The sequence below is a fragment of the Rhodococcus sp. ARC_M5 genome, from assembly GCF_022810405.1.
GTDB classification, from domain to species: domain Bacteria; phylum Actinomycetota; class Actinomycetes; order Mycobacteriales; family Mycobacteriaceae; genus Rhodococcoides; species Rhodococcoides navarretei.
Genome location: NZ_JALGQE010000012.1, coordinates 111,721 through 133,826 on the forward strand (window position 1 = coordinate 111,721; position 22,106 = coordinate 133,826).

The 22,106-nt window shown below is 64.4% G+C and carries 22 protein-coding genes; 10 read left to right on the forward strand and 12 right to left on the reverse strand.

Features of this window, described 5'->3' with window-relative positions; genetic code table 11:
• Window positions 1-40: 40 nt before the first annotated feature.
• The 7 genes from MTX34_RS18475 to MTX34_RS18505 form a co-directional block, all read right to left on the reverse strand.
• A complete protein-coding gene (locus MTX34_RS18475) occupies window positions 41-658 on the reverse strand; it encodes a class I SAM-dependent methyltransferase (protein ID WP_243610330.1) in 618 nt (205 codons plus the stop codon).
• 76 nt (window positions 659-734) lie between these two features.
• The gene (locus MTX34_RS18480) at window positions 735-998 is read right to left on the reverse strand and encodes a type II toxin-antitoxin system RelE/ParE family toxin (RefSeq protein ID WP_308198551.1); all 264 of its coding nucleotides are present in this window, start codon (window positions 996-998) and stop codon (window positions 735-737) included.
• Window positions 995-1,279 (reverse strand): type II toxin-antitoxin system Phd/YefM family antitoxin, encoded by a 285-nt coding sequence (locus MTX34_RS18485; protein ID WP_243610331.1) that lies wholly within the window; start codon window positions 1,277-1,279, stop codon window positions 995-997. Before MTX34_RS18485 ends, MTX34_RS18480 begins: the two co-directional genes overlap by 4 nt.
• Before the next feature lie 118 nt (window positions 1,280-1,397).
• Entirely contained in the window at window positions 1,398-1,718 is a 321-nt protein-coding gene (locus MTX34_RS18490) for a DUF1801 domain-containing protein (protein WP_243610332.1), read from the reverse strand.
• A gap of 255 nt (window positions 1,719-1,973) precedes the next feature.
• Window positions 1,974-2,969: an alpha/beta hydrolase family protein gene (locus MTX34_RS18495; protein ID WP_243610333.1), complete on the reverse strand. Its 996-nt coding sequence runs from the start codon at window positions 2,967-2,969 to the stop codon at window positions 1,974-1,976.
• Window positions 2,970-3,195: 226 nt separating this feature from the next.
• Window positions 3,196-4,275: a redox-regulated ATPase YchF gene (gene ychF / locus MTX34_RS18500; protein ID WP_032380545.1), complete on the reverse strand. Its 1,080-nt coding sequence runs from the start codon at window positions 4,273-4,275 to the stop codon at window positions 3,196-3,198.
• A gap of 103 nt (window positions 4,276-4,378) precedes the next feature.
• Window positions 4,379-5,215: a helix-turn-helix domain-containing protein gene (locus MTX34_RS18505; protein WP_243610334.1), complete on the reverse strand. Its 837-nt coding sequence runs from the start codon at window positions 5,213-5,215 to the stop codon at window positions 4,379-4,381.
• A 102-nt stretch (window positions 5,216-5,317) separates the two neighbouring features.
• Between MTX34_RS18505 and MTX34_RS18510 the strand changes: the two genes are divergently transcribed.
• Complete coding sequence (locus MTX34_RS18510) at window positions 5,318-6,088, forward strand: SDR family NAD(P)-dependent oxidoreductase (protein ID WP_243610335.1); 771 nt, start codon at window positions 5,318-5,320, stop codon at window positions 6,086-6,088.
• Window positions 6,089-6,099: 11 nt separating this feature from the next.
• On the opposite strand, the gene MTX34_RS18515 is transcribed toward MTX34_RS18510, so the two are convergent.
• The 3 genes from MTX34_RS18515 to MTX34_RS18525 form a co-directional block, all read right to left on the reverse strand.
• The gene (locus MTX34_RS18515; protein WP_243610336.1) at window positions 6,100-6,402 is read right to left on the reverse strand and encodes a CD225/dispanin family protein; all 303 of its coding nucleotides are present in this window, start codon (window positions 6,400-6,402) and stop codon (window positions 6,100-6,102) included.
• A 75-nt stretch (window positions 6,403-6,477) separates the two neighbouring features.
• Window positions 6,478-7,557 (reverse strand): ABC transporter ATP-binding protein, encoded by a 1,080-nt coding sequence (locus tag MTX34_RS18520; protein ID WP_243610337.1) that lies wholly within the window; start codon window positions 7,555-7,557, stop codon window positions 6,478-6,480.
• Window positions 7,558-7,635: 78 nt separating this feature from the next.
• The gene (locus tag MTX34_RS18525; RefSeq protein ID WP_243610338.1) at window positions 7,636-8,709 is read right to left on the reverse strand and encodes a LacI family DNA-binding transcriptional regulator; all 1,074 of its coding nucleotides are present in this window, start codon (window positions 8,707-8,709) and stop codon (window positions 7,636-7,638) included.
• Between the two features lie 100 nt (window positions 8,710-8,809).
• Here MTX34_RS18525 and MTX34_RS18530 point away from each other — a divergent pair, with 100 nt between their 5' ends.
• Genes MTX34_RS18530 through MTX34_RS18545 form a run of 4 tightly spaced genes read left to right on the forward strand, consistent with a single transcriptional unit; the run spans window position 8,810 to window position 13,692 of the window.
• Complete coding sequence (locus MTX34_RS18530; protein WP_243610339.1) at window positions 8,810-10,156, forward strand: ABC transporter substrate-binding protein; 1,347 nt, start codon at window positions 8,810-8,812, stop codon at window positions 10,154-10,156.
• On the forward strand, window positions 10,153-11,100 hold the full coding sequence (locus MTX34_RS18535; RefSeq protein ID WP_243610340.1) for a carbohydrate ABC transporter permease: 948 nt from the start codon (window positions 10,153-10,155) through the stop codon (window positions 11,098-11,100). Before MTX34_RS18530 ends, MTX34_RS18535 begins: the two co-directional genes overlap by 4 nt.
• Before the next feature lie 2 nt (window positions 11,101-11,102).
• A complete protein-coding gene (locus tag MTX34_RS18540) occupies window positions 11,103-11,927 on the forward strand; it encodes a carbohydrate ABC transporter permease (protein ID WP_243595981.1) in 825 nt (274 codons plus the stop codon).
• A 40-nt stretch (window positions 11,928-11,967) separates the two neighbouring features.
• On the forward strand, window positions 11,968-13,692 hold the full coding sequence (locus MTX34_RS18545; protein WP_374639985.1) for a glycoside hydrolase family 13 protein: 1,725 nt from the start codon (window positions 11,968-11,970) through the stop codon (window positions 13,690-13,692).
• A 1-nt stretch (window position 13,693) separates the two neighbouring features.
• Here MTX34_RS18545 and eda read toward each other — a convergent pair whose 3' ends face one another.
• Together eda and edd are read right to left on the reverse strand one after the other, a co-directional pair.
• The gene (gene eda / locus MTX34_RS18550; protein WP_243610342.1) at window positions 13,694-14,311 is read right to left on the reverse strand and encodes a bifunctional 4-hydroxy-2-oxoglutarate aldolase/2-dehydro-3-deoxy-phosphogluconate aldolase; all 618 of its coding nucleotides are present in this window, start codon (window positions 14,309-14,311) and stop codon (window positions 13,694-13,696) included.
• Between the two features lie 29 nt (window positions 14,312-14,340).
• Complete coding sequence (edd, locus tag MTX34_RS18555; protein WP_243610343.1) at window positions 14,341-16,164, reverse strand: phosphogluconate dehydratase; 1,824 nt, start codon at window positions 16,162-16,164, stop codon at window positions 14,341-14,343.
• 142 nt (window positions 16,165-16,306) lie between these two features.
• Here edd and MTX34_RS18560 point away from each other — a divergent pair, with 142 nt between their 5' ends.
• The 5 genes from MTX34_RS18560 (at window position 16,307) to MTX34_RS18580 (ending at window position 22,094) form a co-directional block, all read left to right on the forward strand.
• A complete protein-coding gene (locus tag MTX34_RS18560) occupies window positions 16,307-17,488 on the forward strand; it encodes an ROK family transcriptional regulator (protein ID WP_243595985.1) in 1,182 nt (393 codons plus the stop codon).
• Between the two features lie 143 nt (window positions 17,489-17,631).
• The gene (locus MTX34_RS18565; protein ID WP_243610344.1) at window positions 17,632-19,905 is read left to right on the forward strand and encodes a carbon starvation CstA family protein; all 2,274 of its coding nucleotides are present in this window, start codon (window positions 17,632-17,634) and stop codon (window positions 19,903-19,905) included.
• Window positions 19,906-20,076 carry a YbdD/YjiX family protein gene (locus MTX34_RS18570; protein ID WP_094641195.1) on the forward strand — a complete coding sequence of 57 codons (171 nt, stop codon included), beginning with the start codon at window positions 19,906-19,908 and terminating at the stop codon, window positions 20,074-20,076.
• A 57-nt stretch (window positions 20,077-20,133) separates the two neighbouring features.
• Window positions 20,134-21,600 (forward strand): DNA-3-methyladenine glycosylase 2 family protein, encoded by a 1,467-nt coding sequence (locus tag MTX34_RS18575; RefSeq protein ID WP_243610345.1) that lies wholly within the window; start codon window positions 20,134-20,136, stop codon window positions 21,598-21,600.
• Entirely contained in the window at window positions 21,597-22,094 is a 498-nt protein-coding gene (locus MTX34_RS18580; RefSeq protein ID WP_243610346.1) for a methylated-DNA--[protein]-cysteine S-methyltransferase, read from the forward strand. The genes MTX34_RS18575 and MTX34_RS18580 overlap by 4 nt, the downstream gene beginning before the upstream one ends.
• The last annotated feature ends 12 nt before the right edge of the window (window positions 22,095-22,106 follow it).

A 22,106-nucleotide genomic window follows, 5' to 3' on the forward strand; every position in this document is an offset into this window, starting at 1 on the left:
CTGCACACATCGCCTCATCCCGCCACCGTGAGGTCGGTATTCAGAGACGGTAGCGTCCCTCGGCCCAGGCACGGGCTGCCGGCGGGGTCACCTCGTCGACAGGTTCACCGTCGCGGAAGTACTGCGTGTGCAGAATTCGACCTGAGTCGACGGCTTCCCGCCAGGCCTGAGTCGGGCCTTCGCCGAACCAGAGCCACGGCGTGATGTCGTCCATGATGACTACCGTGTCTGCAGTAGCGAGCGCACGCAGATCGTCGAGGTCTGCGCGGGCACCCTCCACCGAATGGTCACCGTCGACGAAGATGACGTCGAATCGCACGTCCGGGTGTTCCTTCGCATAGGCCGCGATGGTGGTGTGCGAGTCACCCGGAATCAAGGTGTGGCGGCCCGGAAAGTGTTCGTCGATATGGGCTTTCGCAGCGGCACTGTATTCATACGCGGCCAAGTCGAAGGACACGACAGTCACGTCGGGAGACGCTTCCAGGAACGCCCAACTCGAGAAGCCGGCATTGAACCCGACCTCGCAGATCAGCTCGGTACTCGGCCGGGCCGCAAGCGAGGACAGATACGTCTGCTCCGCCTCATCGGCTCCACGCTCGAAAGGTTCTCCAGCAGTGGCCGTTCGATGCACCAATGCTTCGAGTTCCTGCAGACCCATCTACGTTCTCCTATCGTCTGATCGGAGCGTAGCCGAGATCGCATCCGGGCACTGACGACCACGCTCACAGGTGAAGCTACCGATAGACGTCCCGACGGTGAGCAATTGCGACCACTCGCACCACAACTCGGTCTTCGTAGATTTGGTACACGACGCGAAACTCACCGCGGCGGGCCGAGAACTTACCTCCCAGTCGATCTCTCAGTGGCTTGCCTACTTGATACGGATTCTCCGCCAGCGGGCCACGGATGAACTCCCAGCAGGCGACGGCGATCGATTCGGGTAGCTGGTCGGTGAGCGCCGTGCGAGCCGCGGCGGTCAGTTCGATCGCATAGCTCACTTCGGAAGCCGACCACGCTCACGCATCTCGGCAGTGACGTCGTCGAGGGAGTAGACCTCGCCTCGATCCTCCGCCGCCTCGGCGTCCCTGATTTCTGCCATCAACGACTGATCACCGAGGATTTCGAGCGTCTCCATGATCGAGTCGTAGTCGTCCGCGCTGAGCAGGACCACCGCACGACGACCCTGCCGGGTGACCTCGATGCGCTGATGAGTACGGACGGCTTCATCTACGAGTTTCGACAGGTTCGCCCGAACTTCGGCAAGCGGCAGGGTCGTCATGTACAGAATTCTAGCGCGAATGGCCATGCACGCCGCGGTCCTGCTGGAGCTTCCGTCCTGGCGGTAGTTTCTTCGAGCCTCGTTGTCCCGCCGGGACCTATGGTCGACCGAACGCGTTTCAGTCGACCACCGAACGGACAATCCCGGCGATACGCTGCGCAGTCGCCTCGTCCACGGTCTCGAAAAACCATGCCGCCGGCATCAACTCCCCGTCAACGCCACCGGCAGCGCGGAAGGCCGCCTTCTCGGTGATGGCCAGATTCAATCGATCGTCGTTGCGCAGCGTCACAAGCGCCGGCGTGCTCGCCGACGTCGCATAGGCGGGCATTCCGTACCAGATCCTCGGCTTCAACATGGGGGCGGCGGACACGATGATCTCGTGCACCTGCTTCATGACCGAACGCCGCGGTTCGTCCATCTTCGAGATCTTCTCGATCACCTGAGCCAGGTTCTTTTCGTCCTTCGACGACATGTCATGTCCTTTCGTCAACCGATGTCGAGCATCGGCGGAATGAAGATGGCGCATTTCTGCGCCGCACCCCATCCGGACATGTCCTGAGCTGGTCAGGCCTCTCCTCGATGATTCACGTGGTTGCCACGTGGAAGCGCAGTCGGTGGCGCCTACCACCGCGGTAAGAATAACTGACACTCGGTCGTACTGCGCCTCGGATTCTGCACATTCGTCGATCAGACGTCACGGCTCGAGCCCCGCGGCCAGCGTCGGCCAGCTCTTCGCAAGCTGGTCCGCCCAGTACGGCCACGAATGCGTACCCGGGCTGCCCAGATCGAACGTGGCCGGGATGTTCAGCTCGACGAGCCTGTCGCGCAACAGTCGTGTGCAGAAGTCGGTGCCTACTTCGATCGCCCCGCCGATCACCAGCGTGTCGAGGTCTTCGAGCGTCTCGTACCGCTCGTGCGGACCGGGGAGGCCGCTGGCAGAAAAGAGGTAGATGGACATTCCGCGCAGCGCTTCCGCGTTCACCAGTAGGTCGTGTGCGGCCCAGCCCGCGTTGAAGGGCCCACCGAGCATGTTGTTCGCGTTGCCGCCGTACCCGGCGACGATGCTTCTCATGACGGTTTGCCCGAGTATGCCCTCGGACAGAAAGCACCCGCTGTACGCCGCGACGGCCGAGTACTTGTCCGGATTCCGGGCGGCCAGCATCATCGCCGACTGAGCGCCCATCGACAGGCCAGCCACACCGTCACTGCCGTTGCCCTCGAACTCCGCGTCGATCAACGGCGGAAGCTCCTGCGTCAGGAAGGTTTCGAAGCGGTAGCGGCCGAGGCGGGGGTCGTCGTTCTCCCAGTCGGTGTAGAAGCTCGCTGGACCGGCAAGCGGGAGAACCACGTTGACGTTCTTGTCACGGAAGAACTCCGCCGCGTTGCCCTTGCGAAGCCAGATGCTGCTCGACGGTTCGTTCTCACCGGATCCGCTGAGCATGTACAGCGTCGGGCGCGGGCCTTTACGTTCCGCGGGGGTGAGAACCTGCACCTCGATGGTCCGATCCATGCTCGGCGAGTACACCGACAGCCACGTCAGCGTCGGGCCGGTATCGATTCGGTTCTCGATCCGCGCCGGCTGGCTCGGTGCAGGACTTTCGGTGTCGATGTCTTGAGCAGCGGCGGGCACGCCCGCTACGACGGTGAGCAGAACTGCGATCATCACCAGAACCGGCCGCACGCCGAACATAGAACCCCCACTGCCCGCGGCGCTCTGCGACCGCTGTTGTCGAGGCAGTCTTGCACGGAGGAAGGGCGAAAATCGGACAAACCGTCGGCATTTTGTGAAAAATCCGGGATTCGGATTGTTTTATGCCGCACGATTGGAGTAGTTCAGCACCTACCGAGGCCGCGAGCTGCCAGTGGGCGGCCCACAAGCGACATGCCCGGGTGACCTACTGACGTCGCGGGTCAGGCTAGACGTTGAAGCGGAACTCCACCACATCGCCGTCGGACATGATGTAGTCCTTGCCCTCGATGCGTACCTTGCCGGCAGCCTTGGCCGAGGCCATAGAACCTGCGGCAACGAGGTCGTCGAACGAAACGATTTCTGCCTTGATGAAGCCGCGCTCGAAGTCGGTGTGAATGACGCCTGCTGCCTGCGGGGCGGTGTCTCCCCGGTGAATCGTCCACGCGCGGGCTTCTTTCGGGCCTGCGGTGAGGTAGGTCTGCAAGCCAAGAGTGTGGAAGCCGGCGCGAGCGAGAGCGTCGAGACCGGGCTCGGTCTGTCCAACGGATTCGAGCAGTTCCGCTGCCGATTCCTTGTCCAGCTCGAGCAATTCCGACTCGATCTTCGCGTCGAGGAACACCGCATCGGCGGGAGCGACGAGGCGAGCGAGTTCGCCGATCTTCGCGTCGTCCGTCAGCACCGACTCGTCTGCGTTGAACACGTACAGGAACGGCTTGGTGGTGAGCAGCTGGAATTCACCGAGCAGCTCGAAGTCCAGCTTCGCCTTCGCCGAGAACAACGTCTTGCCGTCGTTCAGCACAGCCTGTGCTGCCAGCGCCGCGTCGAGCGCGGGCTTGCGATCCTTCTTGATCCGCACCTCTTTCTCGAGGCGCGGGATGGCCTTCTCGAGAGTCTGCAGATCGGCGATCGCGAGTTCGGTTTCGATGACCTCGATATCGGCGGTCGGGTCGACGCGACCGTCGACGTGCACCACGTCGTCGTCGGCGAAGACACGAACGACCTGGCAGATGGCGTCGGCCTCACGGATGTTGGCGAGGAACTTGTTGCCCAGGCCTGCGCCCTCGGACGCACCCTTGACGATGCCGGCGATGTCGACGAACGACACCAGCGCAGGCACGAGCTTCTCCGAACCGAACACCTCGGCCAGCTTCTCGAGCCGGGGATCCGGCAGCGCGACCACACCCACGTTGGGCTCGATGGTGGCGAACGGATAGTTCGCGGCCAGCACATCGTTGTTGGTCAGTGCATTGAAGAGGGTGGACTTGCCGACGTTGGGCAGTCCGACGATTCCGAGGGTGAGGCTCACGGTCTATGGAGTCTACTTTGACGACACCACCAGCTCGGACAGTGCCCGGCCAGCGTCTGGGCCGTGGGCCGCTGGAGCCGGTTGATCCGACCGAGTTCACCGGTCACGAGGTGATCGCCGAACTCGGGTCCCAGCTCGCCAGGATCGGCAGGACTTTCGCCGTACTCGACCCTTCCTCGACCGTGTAGACGACCAGACTTTGATCCGGCTCGCTCGGCGACGTCAGAAATTCGATCCCGAACTGCAGAGTGCCTGCCGCCGGGTGCTGAATGATCTTGGTTGCACCTGCGAATTCGGCGACCTCGTGATCGCTCCACCATTGCTCGAAACAAGGCTCGGACGAACGCAATTCGTCGATCAACGCGACCAAGGTCGGGTCTCCCGGTCGACGAGCGAGATCGCGACGCAGCGCCGCGACCGAGGCCGCCGCGAACTGCGACCAATTGACGATTCGCTCGCGGGCGATGGGATTGCGAAACAGGTAGTGGAACAGCGAGTTTTCAGCAGACGGTTGCAGACTCAGTACCGATCGAACCAGCGAGTTGCCGGCCAGGATGACCCCGCTACGCCCGAGTAGCAACACCGGAACGTGATCGAGTGCCTTCATCACCTGGAGCAGCCCTGAATTCGGGAGCTGCGCAACATCCTCGGTGGGCACAGCCGGGGACGCGAGATCGAGTAGATGTGCACACTCGACCTCATCGAGCTTCAACGCACCGGCGATCGCCAGCAGCACCTCGTTCGACACGTTGGCCTGGCGACCCTGTTCGAGTTTGCTGTAGTAGTCCGGACTCACTCCGGCCAGCGATGCCAGCTCTTCTCGCCGAAGCCCAGGCACCCGTCGAGCACCGGGATACGTACGAAGCCCGGCCTCGATCGGGGTCATGCGGTCGCGCCGATCACGCAGAAATGCGCTAAGGGCGGACCTGTCTCTGTTCACGAATTCCACAGTAGCCACATGGGCGATTGCCAACCTGGTCATGACAGACCTAGGCAGAACGACGCCTGGTTCGCTGCCTCGACCGACCGTAGACATGGCGTCATGACTTCTTCTACTTCTTCGCAGCTGCTCGGACGCACCGCCGTTGTCACCGGATCGACCAGTGGGATCGGTGCTGCCATCGCGCTCACCCTCGCCGCCGAGGGGGCATCGGTGGTCGTCAGCGGCCGCGACGCCGAGCGCGGCAAGGCCCTGGCTCTCCGCATTTCCGAGACAGGCGGCACTGCGACCTTCGTCGACGTCGATCTCTCGGGCAGCTATCAGGAGCTCCGCGAGTTCGCCGCCCGCAGCACCGACGCTCTCGGCGGCCGCGTCGACATTCTTGTCAACAACGCTGGCATCTATCCGGCCACCGCCACCGCGGACCTGCCCGATGATCAGCTCGACGCGATGCTTGCCGTCAACGTCCGAGCTCCACACGTGCTCGTCGGCGCGCTCGCTCCCGCCATGGCCGAGCGCGGTAGCGGAGTCATCGTGAACATCGGGTCGTGGATGGCCACGATGGGCAGCCCATTCGCCGCGATGTACTCCGCCACCAAAGCGGCCGACGAGCAACTGACCCGCAGTTGGGCAGCCGAGTTCGGCCCGCGCGGCGTGCGGGTGAACTCCCTCGCGCCCGGGGCCACCCTGACCCCGGGCAACGAGGATGCGCGTCAGGTACTCGACGCCATGACGGCCGGCACACCGGCAGGCGCGGTGCTCTCTCCGCAGGACATCGCCGACGGCGTTCTGTTCCTGGTCTCGGACAACGCCGCAATGGTCCACGGAACGACGCTCTACGTCGACGGCGGCATCTCGATCACCCGCGGGTGAGCGGTGATCCGTCACATGGTCGAGACGACCAAGCCGATGAACGCGAGGTAGAGAACGATGAAGGCACCGAAGATGATCAGCGACAGCTTCCCGAAGAACCCGGCACGATTCGACGAATGCTGCGCTCCCTGAACATCTCCCATCATCCACAGCGGGTGCACCTTCAGTGCGTGATTGAACGCCGGAATGGCCAGCGGCCAGAAGAAGATGATGGCCACGACGGCCCACCCGGCATTCGACGACGGCAGGGTGGGCGTCCGCGCAGGCGGAAACGGTTGTACAGCTGAAAACGGTTGCTCGTACGGACCTGTCATGAGAATTTCCCCCCGATTGTTCGATGACGGACAACCAGTAGGACGCCGCATCGTCACGTCTGGTTCCATCGGTCCCTACGTCAGGCGTTCTCCGCCGGGGGTGGTGGCGAAGATGTGGGCATGTGCCTCGTCGATACGAACGTGGACGACCTGCCCCTTCTCTGGAGGGTTGCGCCAGTCGACGCGGGCGACCAGATGCTGAACCTGACCGTTGATGGTGGTGTTGCCGAACACGAATGCCTCGGATCCGAGTTCCTCGACCACGTCGATGGTCAGTTCCAGACCGCCCGAATCCGCGATCTGGACGTGCTCGGGTCGAATTCCGAACACCACTTCACGCCCTCTCGCGGCCGTGAGCACGTCGCGAGAAACGGGAACCAGTTGCTCGCCGATCTGCACGCCGCCGTCGGCGATGGGCACGGTGAACAGATTCATCGACGGTGAGCCCATGAACCCGGCAACGAACACGTTCACGGGGCTTCGGTAGAGCTCGCGAGGAGACGCGCACTGCTGCAGAACACCGGATTTCAGCACCGCCACCCGGTCGCCCATCGTCATGTCCTCGACCTGATCGTGGGTGACGTAGACGGTGGTGGTTCCGAGCCGGCGTTGCAGCTGAGCGATCTGGGTGCGGGTCTGCACTCGCAGTTTCGCGTCGAGGTTCGACAACGGCTCGTCCATGAGGAACACCTGTGGCTGACGAACGATGGCTCGCCCCATGGCAACTCGCTGGCGCTGCCCACCGGAGAGCGCCTTGGGTTTGCGGTCGAGGTAGTCACCGAGGTCGAGCATGTCGGCGGCCTCCCCGACGCGTGTGCGGATCTCGGACTTGTCGGTGCCGGCGAGTTTGAGTGCGAAGCCCATGTTCTCGGCGACGCTCATGTGCGGGTACAGCGCGTAGTTCTGAAAGACCATCGCGATGTCGCGATCCTTGGGCTCGGAGTGCGTGACGTCGGTGCCGCCGATCATGATGCGGCCGCCGTCGACCTCCTCGAGACCGGCGAGCATGCGCAGCGAGGTGGACTTACCGCAGCCGGACGGGCCGACGAGGACGAGGAACTCGCCGTCCTCGATCTGCAGGTCGAGCGCGTCGACTGCCGGCGTACTGGATCCGGGGAAAAGCCTGGTTGCGCGGTCGTACGAGATTGTTGCCATGAGATTGAAATCCCTCCACCGGCAGGAACGTGCCGGACGATCCGAGTGGGCCGAACAGGGGTGAGCGCGGGGTCTCTCCTAGTGGTCTCGGGTGGCCTGCGCCGGCGGCCGCGTTCGGTTGGGCACCGGTCCGGTGCTGGCTCGAACGGTCAAGGTGATCGGTGCGGTGACGGCGCGGGGTGCGCCCTCGCCTGCGACGGGGTTCAACACGTCGAGAATGAGGCGAGCGGCGATTTCGCCTTGCTCGCGTACGGATTGGCGGACGGTGGTCAGGTCAGTCAGCGCGGCGACGGGATGATCGTCGATCCCGACGATCGAAATATCCTCCGGGAACCGCATACCGCGTCGACGCAGAGTTCGCATGACCCCGAGTGCGAGTTCGTCGCTGTGTGCAAAGACTGCGGTCGGCGGATCGCCATGGGCAGCGTCGAAGATATCGTCCATTGCAGCCGCGGCGTTGAGTCCACCCCAGTCCACATCACGGATGAGCGAATTGTCCACGGCGACACCGGCGGCGGCCAGTGCGTCGACGTAGCCCTCCGAGCGCCCCGATCGCATCGGCCACCCCGGCTGGTCGGGATCGTGTGCGGCGATCATCGCGATGCGTCGGTGGCCGAGCTCGACGAGGTGGTCGACGGCCATTCGACCGGCCTGATAGTCGTCGATGCAGACGTACGGATACGCGGCACTCTGCCCACCTGCCGCGACGATCCCGACGCCCATCAGCTCGAGCCTCTCCTGCTCGACGCGATCGACCGGAAAGGCAACCACCACAACGGCATCGACTTTTCGACGCGCGGGCAACCTACTGAAGAAGTCCTGGCGATCCTCGGGTCCCCCGACCTGATAGAGCAGCAGGTCGACGTTGGCCGCGGCGAGCACCGTCTCGATTCCATTGACCATCTCACCGAAGAACCAGCGTTCGACGTGCGGAACGACCAACGCCACTCGCTGCGTTCGGCTCCCACTCGCCAGGCGTACCGCGTCCGGCGACACCACGTAGTCGAGGCGTCGGGCGGTAGCAAGAACTTTGTCTCTCGTCGCCGCCGATACGCCGTAGGAATTGTTCAGGGCGCGTGAGGCGGTGGTGAGGGAAACGCCGGCTTCACGAGCGATATCGCTCAAGCTCAGGGATCCACGTTGGTCGGTCACGAGGCGAGCGTAACCCCAACCACTTGATTTCGGAAGCGCTTCCGACATATGCTCCGGAAGCGCTTCCGAACTGTGATGCGCATCTCACTGCGGAGGTACGATGAATTCACATCACACAGCTGGATCGAGGTGGATGCGACGCCTCGCGGTCGCCGCCTGCGCCGCACTTCTCCCCACCGCGGCGGCCTGCGCACCGCCCGGCAGTGGTAACACCACCAGCTCTCCCGCGGCTCCCGTCGAGGTCAGTACCGATCTCGGCACCGAGCCGATCGAGCTGACCCTCTACGACGGTGCAGGCCTGAAGGCGATCGACGAAGCCCTGATCACAGCGTTCACCGAACTCCACCCGAACGTGACCATCACCGCCCGCTACGACCCGGACGACGTTCAGGCAGTCAACGCACCCCGCGTGATCAGCTCCGCGGATCCGCCCGACATCGCGCGGATCATCGCACTGCCGGCTGCGGTGAACAACAACCAGCTGACCGTGCTCGACCCGTGGGCCGAGGCCTACGGATGGAACGATCTGCCCGCGGGCCAACTGGCCATGTATCGCGTCGACGAGAACGGCGTCCGAGGCAGCGGGCAGCAGTACACGATGGCCAGCGGATTCACCGTCACCGGTCTGTACTACAACAAGGCACTCGCCCGCGAGATCGGTATGACCGAACCACCATCCACTCTTGCGGAATTCGAGACTGCGCTCGCATCCGCGAAAGCCGCAGGAATCCTCCCCATCATGGCCGGCAACAAGAACGCTCAGGTCACCTTCGCCGTCCAGATGATGCTCAACACCTACCTGGGGCGAGATGCCATGAACGACTGGGTCTTCAACGCTCCGGGTGTAACCCTGGACACTCCGACCGCAGTGGACGCAGCATCGGTGGTCGCCGAGTGGGCGCAGCAGGGCTACTACCCCGAGGACACCAACGGCACCGACGCCACCACTGCCGCAGGCAGATTCGCCGAGGGCGAGGGACTCTTCTACGCGTCGGGAAACTGGGACTCCTCGACGCTGCAGACCAAGTTGGGCGACAACGTCGGCTTCATGCTGCCACCCACACGAGACGGAAGCGTGCTGGCGATGTCGGATCCGGTCTCGAATTTCGCGATCCCATCCGGTTCCGACAACAAGAACGCCGCCGCTGCGTTTCTCGACTTCCTTCGCTCGGACGCCGGTCGGCAGGTTGCCGTCGATGCCGGGTTCGCACCGTCCGGCACCGGCGACGTGCCCGCCACCGAGCCCGGATCCGTGGGCGCGGACGTCCAGGACGCCTTCGGGCGACTCGTCGACGGCAACGGCCAGGTTCAGTTCGTGCAGAACGCCACCAACGGCATGACCGGAACATGGCTGCCGCAGGTCCAGATGCTCGTCGCGGACAGGACCACGCCCGCCGAGATGATGAACGCCATTCAATCCGCCTACGAGCAGGACCTTCTGAAATGACCGCCACCACGCACCGAACCCAGTCCTCCACGGCCGCAACGATGCCGAGACACCCAGCCGGGCGAGTGGAACGAATCACCCGCGCACGACGCGCCCTCACCGGCTGGCTGTTCGTCCTCCCCGCAGCGTTGGTCTACGGCGTGTTCGTTCTACGGCCCCTGTTGACGACCATCTGGTATTCCTTCTACAACTGGGACGGCATTTCGGTCGGCAGCTGGGTGGGGCTCGACAATTACGGCCGCGTGCTCACCGACCCGCAGCTGCTGTCGTCGATCGGCCACGCGTTCTTCCTCATCCTGTTCTTCACCGTCTTCCCGGTCATCGGCGGCCTTCTCGTCGCTGCTCTGTTGCAGGAGATCCGAATACGCGGCCTCGGAACTGCTGCCCGTACGTTGCTGTTCCTGCCGCAGATCATTCCCGGCGCAGCAGCCGCAGTGGCCTGGGTGTGGATGTTCTCCAGCAACGGAACCGTCAACCAGGCGCTCTCGGCGATCGGCCTGGAGAGCATCACTCGGTCGTGGCTCGGCGACTTCGACTGGGCACTGCCCGCCGTCGGAATCATCGGCACCTGGCTCGGATTGGGCTTCTGCACCATCCTGCTGATCTCCGGCATCGGAAAGATCGACACTTCGATCTACGAGGCCGCCCGCATCGACGGTGCCGGCTTCTTCCACACCTTTCGCTACGTCACCGTCCCAGCACTGCGAGCAGAAATCGGTGTGTGCGTCACCGTCACCGTCATCGCCGCCCTCGCCAGCTTCGACATAGTGTTCATGTCCACCCAGGGCGGTCCTGGATACTCCACCACCGTCCCCGGCGTGCAGATCTACCAACTCGGATTCACCGAATCCCGGGTCGGGCTCGCCAGCGCACTCGCCGTCGTCCTCACCGCGTTGATCCTGGTGGTCATCGTGCCCCTCCAGCGCATCTTCAGGGAGAAGTGACCATGAAAACCTCCGTACGTCAACGGGTTCCAGGCCTGGTACTGCTGATCGGCACGATGATCTTCTCGATCCTGCCGCTGCTGAGCATGCTCTCGGCCGCGTTGCAACCGCAGGGCACCGTTCCGCTCGGCCTGTCCTGGCCGTCGGACCCCCAGTGGCACAACTTCGTCGACGCATGGCGGGTAGCCGAGGTGACACCACTGTTGATCTCGAGCATCATCCTGGTCGCGGGGGTGGTACCGGTCGCGGCCCTGTTCGCCGCGATGGCCGGCTACGGACTCGGTCAGCTGAAAGTCCCCGGCGGTACAGCGGTGTTCCTGCTTCTCCTCCTGGGCCTGACGCTCCCGAGGGAAGCGACGATCGTTCCGCTCTACTACCAGCTGCGCGAGATGAACTTGCTCAACACCCGATTGGGGCTGATCCTCGTACTCATCGGAACGTTCATGCCCTTCGCCGTCTTCTGGATGCGCGCGCACTTCCTGTCGATGCCCAAGGAACTCACCGAAGCAGCATCACTCGACGGCGCGGGTGCATGGAAAGCATTCCGATACATACAGATTCCCCTGGCAGTACCGGCCCTGGCGTCGATGTGCCTGCTGCTGTTCCTGTGGACGTGGAACACGTTTCTCCAGGCCATCGTCTTGATCGACGACCCGGCCAAACGAACGATGGCGGGGGCGCTGCAGAACTTCGTGGGTCAGTACTCCACCGATGTGGTTCTGCTCAACGCCGGCTCGTTGCTCATCATGGCTCCCACCATCGTGGTGTTCCTCATCTTCCAACGCCACTTCGTGAAAGCGATGATATCCGGTGCCGTCAAGGGCTGACCTCACGACCATCGAAAGCTGCACTCCCAGAAAGAATATGATGACCGACATCCAGAATTCAGTTCAGCCCGTCTCGACGAGCGACATCGATGCCGACTGGTGGCGTCAGGCAGCGGTCTACCAGATCTACCCGCGCAGCTTCGCCGATTCCAACGGCGACGGGATCGGCGATCTCCGCGGCATCACGAACAAGGTTGCGTACCTGAGCGATCTCGGGATCGACGCGGTGTGGCTGAGTCCCTTCTACCCGTCGGCGCTGGCCGACGGGGGATACGACGTGGACGACTATCGCAACGTCGATCCCACCATCGGCACGCTCGACGAGTTCGACGAACTGGTCGCGGGTCTACACGACGCTGGAATCAGGATCATCGTCGATATCGTCCCCAACCACACCTCGAATCGGCACGCCTGGTTCGAGGAGGCACTCGCATCACCGCGTGATTCGAAGGCCCGTGCACGCTACATCTTTCACGACGGTCGCGGCGAGAACGGTGAACTCCCGCCCACCGACTGGACGTCGATGTTCGGCGGCAGCGCTTGGGAGCGCATCATCGAGCCGGACGGAACGCCCGGCCAGTGGTACCTGCACCTGTTCGCCCCGGAGCAGCCGGACCTGAACTGGGACCACCCCGAAGTCAACGAGGACTTCCTGACGACCCTGCGATTCTGGTCCGACCGAGGTGTCGACGGCTTTCGCGTCGATGTGGCGCACGCCCTCAAGAAAGACATGAATGCGGCTGTGCACGGCAACTGGACCACCGATCCCGACGAGGTCTTCACCCGCAGCGACCATCCCCTGTGGGACCGCGACGACGTCCATTCCGTCTATGCCGCATGGCGAACGGTGTTCGACGAGTACACCCCGCCCCGCATGGCAGTCGCGGAGGTATGGGTACCACCCCATCGAGTGACCAGGTACGCGTCGCCGACGGGGCTCGGGCAGGCGTTCAATTTCGATCTCCTCAAGGCGGATTTCGACGCCGACCAGTTCCGCCGGATCATCGAGACCAACCTGGAGTACGCAGCGCAGTCCGGTGCGTCGTCGACCTGGGTTTTCTCCAACCACGATGTGGTCCGCCACGCCACAAGATACGGCCTGCCCAAGGGCACGGGCGGCAAGGACCAGCACGGAAACAACAAGGGCACCGACGGTATCGATTGGCTGTTCGGTGGCGGCGATCCGGCCGAGGTCGACGCAGAACGTGGCCTCCGCCGCGCGAAGGCCGCGACCCTGCTGATGCTCGCCCTTCCCGGCTCGGCATACCTGTATCAGGGAGAAGAGCTCGGTCTACCCGAAGTCGGCCAGATTCCCGACGCCGATCGTCAGGATCCGATCTTCTTCCGCAACGGTAGCGAGGTCGGCCGCGACGGTTGCCGAGTTCCGTTGCCGTGGCAGTCCGACGGTCCGTCCTTCGGATTCGGTTCCGGCGATGCGCACCTGCCGCAACCCGAATGGTTCGCCGAGTATGCCGCGAATGCGCAGATGTCCGAATCGGATTCGACTCTCGGCTTGTACCGCGCCGCTCTCGCGTTGCGCCGCCGTCTGCAGGGCGCGGAAACGCTCGAGTGGATCGAGACCCAGGACGATGCCCTGCACTTCGTTCGACCCGGTGGCTGGCACATCGTGACCAACTTCGGCACCTCGCCGGTAGAGCTTCCCGGTGGGGACGTCCTCGTCTCGACCGTTCCACTCGAGGACGGCAGGCTCCCCGCCGAGGCGACAGCGTGGGTCGCGGGCCCGCACCTGACGCTCGTGCGGTAGCTCAGACCAGTTCGGCCGTGGCTGCCGCGAGAGTGACGATGGCATCCCAATCTTGTTCTGCGACAGCCGCGGCCGGAGTGAGCCACGATCCCCCAACACATCCGACGTTGGGAAGCGCCAGGTAGCTCGATGCATTGGCGGTGGAGATTCCACCCGTCGGGCAGAAGCGTGCGGCCGGGATCGGCGAGTGGATCGACTTCAGGAAATTCGCGCCGCCCGACGCCTCGGCCGGGAAGAACTTGAGTTCGGTGTAGCCGGCTTCGAGGAGGGTGAGCACCTCGGACACCGTTGCGGCACCGGGCAGATGTGGTAGTCCGGTGTCGCGCATGGCCTTCGTCAGGGAAGGCGTGCAACCGGGCGAGACCAGGAACTGAGCACCCGCGTCGGCGGCCTGCTTTGCCTGGCCGGGAGTGATGATCGTGCCTGCGCCGACGAGGATCTCGGGGACCTCCGCCGCGATGCGCTCGATGGCGTCGAGTGCCACCGGAGTCCGCAAGGTCAGCTCGATCACGGGCACTCCGCCCTGCACCAGGGCACGGGCGATCGGAACGGCGTACTCGAGATCGTCGATGACGACGACGGGAATCACGGGTACGCGGTCGAGCAGGGATACAGTCACGTTCTTACCTTCTTCTGGAGTTACAGGGCTCAACGCATCACGAACATCGCGCCCTCGTCGGCCGGGCCGACGAGCGCACGCATCCCCGAGAACAGATCACGGCCGGTGCTCGACCACTCGTCGGCGTCCAACACGCGACCGGTGACCGGTCGAGCCTCGAACTCGTCGAGCGGAACGTCGATCGACAATGTGCCGTCGAGGGAGTCGAGAGTGATCATGTCACCGTCGAGAATTTTCGCGATCGGTCCCCCACTCGCGGCCTCGGGCGTGAGATGAATTGCTGCAGCGACTTTTCCGGAGGCACCGGACATCCGGCCGTCCGTGATCAGCGCGACGGACCGCCCCTTGTCCTGCAGGATTCCGAGTGCCGGGGTGAGCTTGTGCAACTCGGGCATGCCGTTGGCCTGCGGGCCCTGATAACGCAGCACAGCAACGAAGTCGCCGTCGAGAAGCCCTGCGTCGAATGCCTCCAGGAAGTCCGCTTGGTCGTCGAACACTCGCGCCGGTCCGGTGACCACCCGATGTTCGGGAGCCAATGCAGAAGTCTTGATGACACATTTTCCGATCGGTCCGGTCAGCATCTTCAGTCCGCCGTCGGCACTGAACGGCTCGTTCGCACCACGTAACACGGTGTCGTCGTGGCTCATTCGAGTGCCGTCCTGCCACATCACCCCGTCGCCGTCGAGCTTCGGCTCCTGCGTGTAGCGGCGCAGACCCTGCCCGGCAACGGTTTTCACATCCTCGTGCATCAGCCCGGCGTCGAGCAGAGACCCGATGACGAACCCGAGTCCGCCGGCGGCGTGGAAGTGGTTGACGTCGGCTTTGCCGTTGGGGTAGATCCTGGCCATCAGCGGAACCACAGCCGACAGATCGGACAGGTCCTGCCACGTCAGCGTGATACCCGCAGCCTTTGCGATGGCGACGAGGTGCATCGTGTGATTGGTCGAACCACCGGTGGCCAGCAACGCGACGCAGCCGTTCACGATGGACTTGACGTCGACGACCTCCCCCACCGGGGTGTAGTTGTCGCCCAACGACGTCAGACCGGTGACGACATGGGCGGCTTCGCGGGTCAATGCGTCGCGCATCGCGGTTCCGGGGTTGACGAACGACGAGCCGGGCAGATGCAGACCCATGACCTCCATGAGCAGCTGGTTGGAGTTGGCCGTTCCGAAGAACGTGCACGTGCCACTGCCGTGATACGACGCGGCCTCGGCGTCCAGCAGTGCCTCTCGACCCACCTTGCCCTCGGCGTAGAGCTGGCGGGCTTTCGCCTTCTCGCCGTTGGGAAGTCCGGACGTCATCGGACCGGCGGGCACGAACACCGCGGGGAGATGTCCGAAACTCAATGCGCCGATGAGCATTCCGGGAACGATCTTGTCGCACACGCCGAGCATGAGGGTGGCGTCGAACATGTCGTGGGACAGCGCAATTGCCGTGGACATCGCGATGATGTCCCGACTGAACAGAGACAGTTGCATGCCGTCGCGGCCCTGGGTGATGCCGTCGCACATGGCGGGGACGCCCCCGGCGAACTGCGCGATGCCGCCGGCGTCGATGACGGATTTCTTGAGCACAGCGGGGTAGGTCTCGAACGGCTTGTGCGCAGAGAGCATGTCGTTGTAGGCGGAGACGATCGCGATGTTGGGCTTGACCATGCCGCGGAGCGCCTTCTTGTCGGCCGTTCCTGAGGCTGCGAAGCCGTGGGCGATGTTGGCGCAGGCGAGTCGGCCACGGGCCGGGCCGCGGTCTCCGGCTGCCGCGATGCGAGCGAGGTATTTGGTGCGATCGGACTGGCTGCGGTCTGCGATGCGGTCGGTTACCTGACGCAGAACCGGGTGAAGTGTGTCCATGAGTATCTCCGATGTTCGGTCTCTCACGACTGAGCCTAAAGCCAGTTAAGTACATCGGCAACCCAACTTATGTTTTTCAAAGTTCTAAGTAGCAATTCTTAGGGTGTTGCCGTAAAAGTTGCCAGTTGGTTGAATGGCGTATATGTCGATGCCGCGCCTGAGCGCTCCACCTGCGACTGCAGGTGAGATCTTTGCTCTGGTTCGCGACGGAGAAGCCGATACCCGCGCGGAGTTGGGCCGGATCACCGGACTCTCCAGGTCGGCAGTCGCCTCCCGCGTCGCCGCACTCACCGGCCTCGGCTTGATCATCGAAACCGAGGACACCCACTCGACGGGAGGGCGTCCCCCGGCGCGACTGTCCTTCGACGTCGACGCGGGAGTCGTACTCGCCGCCGCGATCGGCCGCAGTCGCTCGCAATTGGGCGTGTTCACTCTCGGCGGGGAGTTTCTCGCGAGCGATACCGTCGAACAGGAGATCGGCATCGGCCCGGACGAGCTGATGCCGCAGATCACCAAGCGCTTGCAAGCATTGCTCGACGAGTCGCACCGAACCGAACATCGAATCCTCGGCGTTGGCCTGTCCATCCCCGGCACCGCCGACACCGCACGCGGGTGCAGCCTGGACTCGCCGATCATGCACGGCTGGGACGGTGTGCCGCTGGCCCCGTTCTTCGCCGACACCACGTCGGCTCCGGTGTTTCTCGACAACGACGCCAACGCGATGGTGCTGGCCGAACGCCGGGACAACCGAGATCGCTTCCAGAACGCCCTGTTGGTCAAGGCCTCGACGGGCCTCGGTGCCGGGATCGTGGCGGGCGGCGCGTTACAACGTGGATCACTGGGCGCGGCAGGCGAATTCGGCCACACCAAGACTGCAGCCGCCGCCGGGGTCGCATGCCGGTGCGGCGACAGCGGTTGCCTCGAAGCCATCGCAGGCGGCTGGGCGCTGGTGCGCGCACTCAACGAGCAGGGCCGAGAAGTGGGCCACATCCGCGGCGTCGTCGACCTCGCGGTGAGCGGCGACCCCGAAGCACGCAGACTCATCCGTGACAGCGGACGCCACATCGGCGAAACCCTCGCCGGGGCCGTGAATCTGCTCAACCCCGAGGTGCTCATCATCGGCGGCGACATGGCCAACGCCTACGACATCTTCGTCGCCGGACTGCGCGAGACCGTCTACGGAAACGCCACCGCCCTGGCCACCAAGGCCCTCACCATCCAGTCGACCACCCACGGCGACCTCTCCGGAGTCATCGGCAGCGCAGCACTGGTATTGGATCAGGTACTCAGCGCCCGGGCCGTCGACGACGCCCTCGGCAGCTAGCACCAGGCGGTCGCCCGGCCCGGTTGCCGCTCGTCGCACTCCAGCGACCGCCGGGCGCACCACGAAGCCTCGATTCGAGGACGTGCACCTGCGCCACACATAGGGTGATCGCAGTCACACCTGCGAGCTTGGAGATCCCCCACATGTCACTGAAAGCGCCCGACGATCCACACGTCGAACTGCTGAAGACAGACCCCGACCTACCACCGGTCGGAGTCGTCGAATCACATCCGATGACGACGGCAAAGCGTCTGATGCTCGTCGCCATCGGCCTCCTCGGCGGTGTCGCGTGGACGATTATCGCGATCGTGCGCGGGGAGAACCCCAACGCCGTCTGGTTCGTCATCGCCGCGGTGTGTACGTACATCTTCGCTTTTCGCTTCTACGCCAGGCTGATCGAACGCAAGATCGTCTTCCCCCGCGACGACCGCGCCACTCCTGCCGAGATACTGGAAAACGGCAAGGACTACATGCCGACGGACCGTCGGGTGCTGTTCGGCCACCACTTCGCCGCGATCGCCGGAGCGGGCCCGCTCGTCGGACCCGTCCTCGCCGCTCAGATGGGCTACCTCCCGGGCACCATGTGGATCATCATCGGCGTCGTGTTCGCCGGTGCGGTGCAGGACTTCCTGGTGCTGTGGATCTCCACTCGCCGCCACGGCCGCAGCCTCGGTCAGATGGCCCGCGACGAACTCGGAGTCGTCGGCGGCACCGCCGCCCTGATCGCCGTGTTCACCATCATGATCATCCTGATCGCCGTGCTCGCACTGGTCGTCGTCAACGCCCTCGCCGAAAGTCCCTGGGGCGTCTTCTCCATCGCACTCACCATCCCGATCGCGCTGTTCATGGGCGTCTACCTGCGCTTCCTGCGACCGGGTGCCGTCACCGAGGTCTCGCTGATCGGCGTCGTCCTGCTGTTGTTCGCGATCATCGCCGGCGGCTGGGTGTCCGAAACCGACTGGGGCGACAACTGGTTCACGCTGTCGAAGGTGACCGTCGCCTGGCTGCTCATCGGCTACGGTCTGCTCGCCTGCATCCTGCCGGTATGGCTGCTACTCGCACCACGTGACTACCTGTCGACGTTCATGAAGGTCGGCACCATCGCACTGCTGGCCGTCGGAATTCTCATCGCCCGTCCCGAGATCCAGATGCCCGCGATGACCACCTTCGCCACCGAGGGCAACGGCCCGGCGTTCGCCGGCTCGCTGTTCCCGTTCCTGTTCATCACCATTGCTTGCGGTGCCCTGTCCGGCTTTCACGCACTGATCTCCTCGGGCACCACGCCGAAGTTGCTCGAGAAGGAAAAGCAGATGCGGATGATCGGTTACGGAGGCATGCTGACCGAATCGTTCGTCGCCATCATGGCTCTGATCACCGCCTGCGTTCTCGATCAGCACCTCTACTTCGCACTCAACGCACCGACTGCGCTCACCGGCGGGACTCCGGAGACCGCAGTGCCATACCTCAACGGACTCGGCTTGAGCGGCGGTGACATCACCCCGGCCGAATTGAGCCAGGCCGCAGCCGATGTGGGCGAGGAGTCGATCATCTCCCGCACCGGCGGTGCCCCGACCCTCGCGTTCGGCATGTCCGAGGTACTGAGCCAGGTCTTCGGCGGAGCGGGACTCAAGTCGTTCTGGTACCACTTCGCGATCATGTTCGAGGCGCTGTTCATCCTCACCACGGTCGATGCAGGCACCCGCGTCGCACGCTTCATGCTCTCCGACAGCATCGGCAACCTGCCCGGTGCATCGGCCAAGAAGTTCAAGGATCCGTCGTGGCGTCCCGGTGCCTGGATCTGCTCGATCATCGTCGTCGCAGCCTGGGGCGCAATCCTTCTCATGGGCGTCACCGATCCCTTGGGCGGCATCAACACCCTGTTCCCACTGTTCGGTATCGCCAACCAGCTGCTGGCAGCCATCGCGCTGACGGTGGTACTCGTCATCGTCGTCAAACGAGGTCTCTACAAGTGGGCGTGGATCCCCGGAGTTCCACTGGCCTGGGACCTCATCGTGACGATGACGGCGTCGTACCAGAAGATCTTCTCCTCGGTCCCGGCCATCGGTTACTGGACGCAGCACTCGCAGTTCCGCGACGCCAAGGCTCAGGGCCTCAGCGAGTTCCGCACCGCCGGGACACCCGAGGCCATCGACGCGGTCATCCGCAACACCTTCATTCAGGGCACGCTGTCGATCATTTTCGCGGTACTCGTCCTGGTCGTCGTGTTCGCCGGAGTGTGGGTGTGCATCAAGGCCGTTCGAGGAGACACCCTGCCCGACAACGAGGAGCCCGAGGTGCCGTCGAAGATCTTCGGTCCCACCGGTTTCGTCCTCACCCCGGCCGAGAAGAAGATCCAGGCCGAATGGGACGAGCTGATCGACGCCGGCACCGTCCGTCGACCCGGATCGGCGCACTAGATGCGCGGGCTGTGGTGGTGGATCACCTCGGTGATGGGCGACCACGATTACGACCGCTATGTCGCCCATCTGGCCCGCCACCATCCGGATCAGGAACCGCCGACCGTGCGGCAGTACTGGAAGGACCGGCACGCGGAGGCGGACCGAAACCCCGGGGCCCGATGCTGTTGACACGGTGATGTCCGATTCCCGCTAGCACCGACGCGTCCGCGCTGACACAGTAGGTGCATGAGCAGCGAACGGCAGGTGCAAGAACTGGACTTCGATCGGTGCTATCGCGCGGTCTCCTCGCGTGACGCACGGTTCGACGGCCAGTTCTTCACCGCCGTCTCCACCACCGGCATCTACTGCCGACCCTCCTGCCCGGCCCGTACACCCAAGCCGAGCAACGTCTCGTTTCTGGCCACCGCAGCGGCGGCGCAACAATCCGGCTACCGCGCCTGCCGCCGCTGCCAGCCCGACGCCACCCCCGGTTCCCCACGGTGGAACATCCACTCGGACCTCAGTTCTCGCGCCATGCGGTTGATCTCCGACGGAGCCGTCGAACGCGGGGGTGTCGACGGCCTCGCGAGCACCCTCGGCTACTCGAGCCGGCAACTGACCCGCGTGTTGACGGCCGAAGTCGGTGCAGGCCCGCTCGCTCTGGCCCGCGCGCACCGCGCCCACACCGCTCGCACACTGATCCAGACCACGGACATGTCGATGGCCGACGTCGCCTTCGCGGCCGGGTTCTCCAGCGTCCGGCAATTCAACGACACCATCAAGGAAGTCTTCGCCGTCGACCCGTCGACGCTGCGTCGCGAGGCACACCGCACCGCCGTACCGACCGCAGGCGGAACCGTCACGCTACGGTTGCCGTACCGCCCACCGCTCGATCGCGGCTGGATCGAGTGGTTCCTTCGAGGCCACGTGGTCGATGGCATCGAATCCTTCGCCGAGGACGGCGAATACGTGAGATCCCTGAGCCTGCCGCACGCCGCCGGACTCGTCGCACTACGGGTGATGGACGGATTTGTCAGTGCCGCAGTGACATTGCAGGACATGCGCGATCTGGCTCCTGCCGTCGCCCGCATCCGGCACCTGCTGGACCTCGATGCCGATCCACTCGCCGTCGACGACGCCCTGCGCGCAGACCCGCAGTTGGCAGCGAGCGTCGACGCCCACCCGGGCATTCGCGCCCTCGGAGTGGTCGACGGCGCAGAGATGTTGCTGCGCACGGTGATCGGACAGCAGATCTCCCTGAAGGCCGCGGCCACCCATACCGCCCGGCTCGTCGACGCTCTCGGTGCACCACTCGATCTCGGCAACGACACGGTCACCAGGTTGTTTCCCGAACCTGCCGTCATCGCCGAACGAGGCCACGAGGTACTCACCGGACCTACCGCCCGGGTCCAGACCGTCATCCGCGTCGCCGACGCCATCGCGTCGGGAACCGTCGTGCTGCATCCCGCGCGAGAAGGGCCGGAACTGGAGCGAGAACTACTCGCGCTCAAAGGAATCGGCCCCTGGACCGCCCGGTACGTCGTGATGCGGCTACTCGGCGACCCCGATGTTCTGCTCGATACCGACCTGGTCGTCCGCCAGGGCGCACAAGCCCTGGACATTTCGCTGAAGGACTCCGCCCGCTGGGCTCCGTGGCGTTCGTACGTCTCGATGCACCTGTGGATCACCGCACTGGAAAGAAGACGAGCATGACTGCCACCGCCGCCACTCAGGACACCCCGATCGGGCCGTTCAGCACCATCGTCGACGCCGATCAGCGCGTCCTCGCATCCGGGTGGACCGCCGACGTCGAGGAACTGCGCGTCCTGATCCACTCGACGATGCGCCCCGAGACCGTCCGCGCTGTGTCCGATCTCGGCGACGTGACCCGCGCCGTCGACAGCTATCACCGCGGCGAGCTGAGGGCTGTCGACTCCGTGGCCGTCGCACAACGATCCGGCGAATTTCTCATGCATGCCTGGGGCGTATTGCGCACCGTCGAACCCGGCGCGCCGGTGACCTACTCCGAGTTCGCCGAACTGTCCGGGAGACCGGCGGCCATCCGCGGAGCTGCGTCGGCATGCGCTCGCAATGCCGCTGCACTGTTCGTGCCGTGCCACCGGGTGGTGCGCATCGGCGGCGCACTCGGCGGTTTCCGCTGGGGACTGCCGGCGAAGAAGTGGTTGCTGGCGCACGAGGCCGCCTGACCGCTGCCGCCT

What these genes read in the sequence shown, in the direction of transcription:
- MTX34_RS18570 (WP_094641195.1), top strand. Translation starts at nt 19,906, where the DNA reads ATGCGCGGGCTGTGGTGGTGGATCACCTCGGTGATGGGCGACCACGAT.
- MTX34_RS18475 (WP_243610330.1), bottom strand. Translation starts at nt 658, where the DNA reads ATGGGTCTGCAGGAACTCGAAGCATTGGTGCATCGAACGGCCACTGCT.
- edd (WP_243610343.1), bottom strand. Translation starts at nt 16,164, where the DNA reads ATGGACACACTTCACCCGGTTCTGCGTCAGGTAACCGACCGCATCGCA.
- MTX34_RS18535 (WP_243610340.1), top strand. Translation starts at nt 10,153, where the DNA reads ATGACCGCCACCACGCACCGAACCCAGTCCTCCACGGCCGCAACGATG.
- MTX34_RS18560 (WP_243595985.1), top strand. Translation starts at nt 16,307, where the DNA reads ATGTCGATGCCGCGCCTGAGCGCTCCACCTGCGACTGCAGGTGAGATC.
- MTX34_RS18495 (WP_243610333.1), bottom strand. Translation starts at nt 2,969, where the DNA reads ATGTTCGGCGTGCGGCCGGTTCTGGTGATGATCGCAGTTCTGCTCACC.
- MTX34_RS18530 (WP_243610339.1), top strand. Translation starts at nt 8,810, where the DNA reads ATGAATTCACATCACACAGCTGGATCGAGGTGGATGCGACGCCTCGCG.
- MTX34_RS18565 (WP_243610344.1), top strand. Translation starts at nt 17,632, where the DNA reads ATGTCACTGAAAGCGCCCGACGATCCACACGTCGAACTGCTGAAGACA.
- MTX34_RS18545 (WP_374639985.1), top strand. Translation starts at nt 11,968, where the DNA reads ATGACCGACATCCAGAATTCAGTTCAGCCCGTCTCGACGAGCGACATC.
- MTX34_RS18520 (WP_243610337.1), bottom strand. Translation starts at nt 7,557, where the DNA reads ATGGCAACAATCTCGTACGACCGCGCAACCAGGCTTTTCCCCGGATCC.
- MTX34_RS18485 (WP_243610331.1), bottom strand. Translation starts at nt 1,279, where the DNA reads ATGACGACCCTGCCGCTTGCCGAAGTTCGGGCGAACCTGTCGAAACTC.
- MTX34_RS18580 (WP_243610346.1), top strand. Translation starts at nt 21,597, where the DNA reads ATGACTGCCACCGCCGCCACTCAGGACACCCCGATCGGGCCGTTCAGC.
- MTX34_RS18575 (WP_243610345.1), top strand. Translation starts at nt 20,134, where the DNA reads ATGAGCAGCGAACGGCAGGTGCAAGAACTGGACTTCGATCGGTGCTAT.
- MTX34_RS18515 (WP_243610336.1), bottom strand. Translation starts at nt 6,402, where the DNA reads ATGACAGGTCCGTACGAGCAACCGTTTTCAGCTGTACAACCGTTTCCG.
- MTX34_RS18510 (WP_243610335.1), top strand. Translation starts at nt 5,318, where the DNA reads ATGACTTCTTCTACTTCTTCGCAGCTGCTCGGACGCACCGCCGTTGTC.
- MTX34_RS18540 (WP_243595981.1), top strand. Translation starts at nt 11,103, where the DNA reads ATGAAAACCTCCGTACGTCAACGGGTTCCAGGCCTGGTACTGCTGATC.